This is a genomic window from Mesorhizobium sp. M1E.F.Ca.ET.063.01.1.1 (genome assembly GCF_003998155.1).
Lineage (GTDB): Bacteria > Pseudomonadota > Alphaproteobacteria > Rhizobiales > Rhizobiaceae > Mesorhizobium.
In genome coordinates this window covers 1-5135 of record NZ_RZSC01000424.1, presented here as the reverse complement: position 1 = coordinate 5135, position 5135 = coordinate 1, and the positions used below count along the sequence as shown (strand labels likewise).

At 64.0% G+C, this 5135-nt stretch carries 3 protein-coding genes; all 3 read right to left on the bottom strand.

Annotation, left to right across the window (positions count from 1 at the left end):
- On the bottom strand, nt 1-2762 hold a 2762-nt coding region (locus tag EOA29_RS24395), incomplete at its 3' end, for a helicase-related protein (protein ID WP_189478972.1).
- A gap of 706 nt (nt 2763-3468) precedes the next feature.
- A complete protein-coding gene (locus EOA29_RS24390; RefSeq protein WP_126091475.1) occupies nt 3469-4194 on the bottom strand; it encodes a beta-ketoacyl-ACP reductase in 726 nt (241 codons plus the stop codon).
- 113 nt (nt 4195-4307) lie between these two features.
- Nucleotides 4308-5135: acetyl-CoA C-acyltransferase (locus tag EOA29_RS24385; RefSeq protein ID WP_127221714.1), on the bottom strand; the 828-nt coding region annotated here is incomplete at its 5' end.

Here is a 5135-nt window from a genome sequence, read left to right as displayed (position 1 = left end):
GTGGGAGCCTCAGCCGCCATCGGCTCTGTCGCGGTTACGGCTTCTTCGACAGTCTCGGTTTGAGGCTGCTCTTCCGACACCGGCTCTACGCCAATCTCTGCGGCGGGCTCTGTCCCGGCGTCTGCCACCGCTTCCGTGGTTTGCGCTTCGTCTGCCGTTTCCGAAACCTCGGCAGTCGATGCTTCGGCAACGGCATCGGCGGTTGCCTTCGCCGCCTGAGCCGCCTCGTCCGCCGCCAGCTTCGCTGCGGCGGCCTCACGGACGGCGTTGTCCTGCGCCTCGAGCTTGGCCTTCACCTCGGCGGCCGGCTTTGGCTCGGCGCGATAGCCGAGGCCTTTGAGGATCTCTTCCATGTCGTCGGCGGTGGCGCCGAGGATCGACATCATCGGCGGCGTCACCATGAAGGCGTGGCCGTCATAGGCGCCGTCCGGGCGCTGGCCGAGGCCGGGCTTCCAGTTGGTCGCCGGGCGGATGAGGTCGGCCAGCCGCTCCAGTATGTCGACGCGCACGGCGCGGCGCCCCAGATTGCGATAGCCGGCGAGCTTGTAGAAGGTCTTGTCGAAGGCCACGTCGATGACCACCGAGGTGCGGCCCGAAGCCAACGCGTGGACCACGTCGCCGAAGCCGGGCTTGTCCTTGCCGTCGTTCTTCAGCGCCCAGAGCAACGTCACCAGCCCGGCCGGCGCCGGCTTGATCAACGCCGGCACAAAGACATGGTAGGCGCCGAAGCGCACACCGAGGCGACGCAGCGCTGCGCGGCCTTCCTGGTCGAGCGACTTCATTTCCTCGGCGATGTCGCGGCGGTTGATGAGGCCGAAATGCTCGACGAGCTGGAAGGCGATGCCGCGGGCGATGCCTGCGAGCTGCTCGGCATTCTTCAGATCGACCAACGGCTTCAGCAGCGTTTCGATCTGGAAGTTGACGAAACGCTCGGCGCGGGCCGCGACCTTGTCGCGTGCCGGTCCGGTGAGCTGCTCGTCGGCAAGCAGCACAAGGCGCGGCTTCAATGCCTCGTCGCCGGCCACCAGCGTCCCGATCGGGGCACCGATCCAGCGCAGGATGCCGTCCGAGCCCAACGCCAGATCGCCGTTGGAGCAGGCGGCGAAGCGTTCGGCGCGTGCCTCGAACTCCGCGCTGAGCGCCTTCTGGGCAGCAGTGCGCACCGCCTTGGCGTCTTCGCCGCCGGCGCTCTGGTCGGCGGTGAAGCGGAAACCCTGCAACTCGCCGACATGATGGCCTTCGACGAGGACGGTTCCGGTAGGGCTGATTTCGGCTTCAGGCATGGTATTTTCTCTAAGGCGCCGCATGAGGACGGAAGTCCTGCGGTCTACGAAGCGTTTCGTCAACCGCTCATGCAGCGCATCCGACAATCTGTCTTCGATTTCGCGCGTCTTTTCCTGCCAGTGTGCCTGATCGGCCAGCCAGCCCGGTCGGTTGGAGACGAAGGTCCAGGTGCGGATCTGGGCAATCCGGTGCGACAACGTGTCGATGTCGCCATCCGTCGTGTCGGCCCGCCGCACCTGCTCGGCCATGTAATTTTCGTCGACATGGCCATGGCGCGCAAGGTCCAGGTAGATCGAGGCGACAAGGTCGGCATGCTGGGCGGGCGCGATCTTGCGATAGTCCGGCAGCGCGCAGGCTTCCCAGAGCAGCGCCACGCGCTCCCTGCCGGTGGCGAGCGCCCTGATGCCCTCGTCGCGCGACAGATGCTCAAGCGCCTGGGCATCGACCGCCGGCAATGCCCGGGTCAGCCCTTCGACCGGCGCGTTGGTTTCGATCGAGCGCTTCAACGCGTCCAGGCCGGAGAAATCGAAATCGGCGGTGCGCCACTGCAGCACCTTCACCGGGTCGAAATCGTGCCCCTCGATCTTCTCGACCAGACCCTCGTCGAGCGGATCGACCTGGCCGGTGACGCCGAAGGTACCGTCGCGCAGATGCCGGCCGGCGCGGCCGGCGATCTGGCCGAGCTCGGCGGCGGTCAAATTGCGGTACTGGTAGCCGTCGAACTTGCGGTTCTGGGCGAAGGCGACGTGCTCGAGGTCGAGGTTCAGCCCCATGCCTATGGCGTCGGTGGCAACGAGATAGTCGACGTCACCCGACTGGAAGATCTCCACCTGGGCATTGCGGGTGCGGGGCGAGAGAGCGCCGAGCACGACGGCAGCACCGCCCTGCTGGCGGCGGATCAGCTCGGCGATCGCGTAGACCTCGTCGGCGGAGAAAGCGACGATCGCCGTGCGTCGCGGCAGGCGGGTGAGCTTCTTCGATCCGGCATAGGCAAGGTGCGACAGCCGCGGCCGCGTCACAACCGACACGCCCTTCAGCAGCTTCTGGAGGATGCCGTGCATGGTGGCGGCGCCCAAAAGCAGCGTCTCCTGGCGGCCGCGCAGATGCAGGATCCGGTCGGTGAAGATATGGCCGCGCTCGAGATCGCCGGCGAGCTGCACCTCGTCGATGGCGACGAAGGCCGCATCGGTCTCGCGCGGCATCGCCTCGACGGTGCAGACCGAATATTTCGCGCCCGCGGGGACGATCTTCTCCTCGCCGGTGACCAGCGCCACCTTGTTGGCGCCGACCTTCTCGCAGACGCGGCCATAGACCTCGCGGGCAAGCAGTCTGAGCGGCAGGCCGATGACGCCGGTCTCGTGCGCCACCATGCGCTCGATGGCGAGATGGGTCTTGCCGGTGTTGGTAGGCCCAAGCACAGCCGTCACGTCGCGGCCCGAAAGGATCAACGGCTGGGTGTGTTTGGGCTGGATATTCATCGGCTCGGAAATTTAAGTCTTTCTGCCGCTTGTTGTCGGGAACGCAGCGATGCCGCCGCGTGTGACAGGCGACACATAGGGATTTCAGGCGCGAAGCGAAAGTGGAATGTTTCCCTTACAGACCACACTCCGACAGGCAGGGGTCAAAATCCGCTGTCGATTAACCGTTGGAACGAGTCTGGAACGAATCGGCGACGAATCGCTGACTCGTCCTGATTCAGGTTTTGTTCACGGCTATATGTGGATTTTTTGACGATGAGTCTCACCACATGCTGAATCCCGGAGTTGGCCCGTTTCATGCTTGCCTCAGCCGTGCCTTGAAGGGTCGTTAACCTTTGCCGGCGAACGGTCAGGACTATCTGAATGCGGTCGCCAAGATTATGAAATTGTTGATCTTTCCTAATCGGCGTTAATCACTTCCGAACCGTTTCCGGCTCTTCGCGTTAACTTTTCGACCAAAGCCGGAACGAATCGGCGACGAATCAGCGATCTGCGAGTTTTCCCGGTTTGTTCACGCCTAGATATGGTGTCGTCCACAGCTTGCGCACCGAAAATTCACAGCTTGTGAACGAGGTTTCGCACAGGGCACGGCGAGGCCGTTAACCTTTGCGTGCCGAATTGAGGCAAGGTGTCGTGTCGGCGATGGACGACGCAGAAAGAAAAAGGCGGCCCGAGCGTTCAGGCCGCCCCGCAACCGGGACAAGCCTCAGGCGAAATACTGCCCGCCATTGGCGGTGATCGTCGAGCCGGTGATGAAGCCGGCCTCGTCCGAGGCCAGGAAGACGACGCAGCGCGCGATTTCTTCCGGCTCGCCGAGGCGACCGACCGGGATCTGCGGGATGATGCGTTCGTTGAGCACCTTCTCGTCGATGGCCTTGACCATCTCCGTGGCGATGTAGCCGGGGCAGATGACGTTGACGGTAATGCCCGCGCGCGCGCCTTCCTGGGCCAGCGCTTTCGAGAAGCCGATGTCGCCGGCCTTCGACGCCGAATAGTTGGCCTGGCCGGCCTGACCCTTCTGGCCGTTGATCGAGGAGATGGTGATGATGCGGCCGAACTTGCGGTCGCGCATGCCGCCCCACAGCGGATGCGTCATGTTGAAGACGCCGGAGAGGTTGGTATCGATGACTTCCTTCCACTGCTCGCGCGTCATCTTGTGGAACATGGCGTCGCGGGTGATGCCGGCATTGTTGACCAGCACTGACACCGGGCCGAGATCGGCCTCCACCTTTGCGATGCCGGCGGCGCAGGCGTCGTAGTCGGCGACCGACCATTTGTAGACCGGGATGCCGGTCTCTGCCTTGAACTTCGCGGCGGCCTCGTCATTGCCGGCATAGTTGGCGGCCACCGAATAGCCGGCACTCTTCAGCGCCACCGATATCGCCGCACCGATGCCGCGCGATCCGCCCGTGACGATTGCTACCTTGGACATGAGGTTCCTCCCTTTTTGTCGCTGAAGCGAATAGAGAGTAGCGAATAGGGATTTGGTGTCCCATCGCGCCGACGCCGTTCTTCTCTATTCGCTACTCCCTATTCGCTATTCGCTCAGAGCGCTTCGACGCACAGGGCGACGCCCATGCCGCCGCCGATGCAAAGCGTCGCGAGACCCTTCTTTGCGCCGCGCCGGCGCATTTCATGGACCAGCGTGTTGAAGATGCGGGCGCCTGAGGCGCCGATCGGATGGCCGATGGCGATGGCGCCGCCATTGACGTTGACGATCGACGGATCCCAGCCCATGCCCTTGTTGACGGCGCAGGCCTGCGCGGCGAAGGCCTCATTGGCCTCCACGAGGTCGAGATCCTTGACCGACCAGCCGGCCTTCTCCAGCGCCCTCTTCGAGGCCGGGATCGGGCCCGTGCCCATGATCGCCGGATCGACGCCTGCTGTCGCCCAGGAAGCAATGCGGACGAGCGGGGTGATGCCACGCCTGGCGGCCTCAGCCTCCGTCATCAGCAGCGCCCCGGCGGCGCCGTCATTGATGCCGGATGCGTTGGCGGCGGTGACCGTGCCGTCCTTGTCGAAGGCCGGCTTCAGCTTGGTCATGGCGTCAAGTGTGGCGCCGTGACGGATATATTCGTCCTGGTCGACGATGGTGTCGCCCTTCTTGCCCTTGATGGTGAAGGCGACGATCTCGTCCTTGAACTTGCCGGCCTTCTGCGCGGCTTCGGCCTTGTTTTGCGAGGCAAGCGCGAACTCATCCTGGTCTTCGCGGGTGATCTGGAACTGACGGGCGACGTTCTCGGCTGTGTTACCCATGTGGTAGCCGTTGAAGGCATCCCACAAGCCATCCTTGATCATGGTGTCGATCATCTTGTAGTCGCCCATCTTGACGCCGGCGCGGCGCAAAGAAGGGTCTCGCGACGCTTTGCATCG

Excerpts from the sequence above, each read along its gene's own strand:
- EOA29_RS24390 (WP_126091475.1), bottom strand. The coding sequence starts at position 4,194 with ATGTCCAAGGTAGCAATCGTCACGGGCGGATCGCGCGGCATCGGTGCG.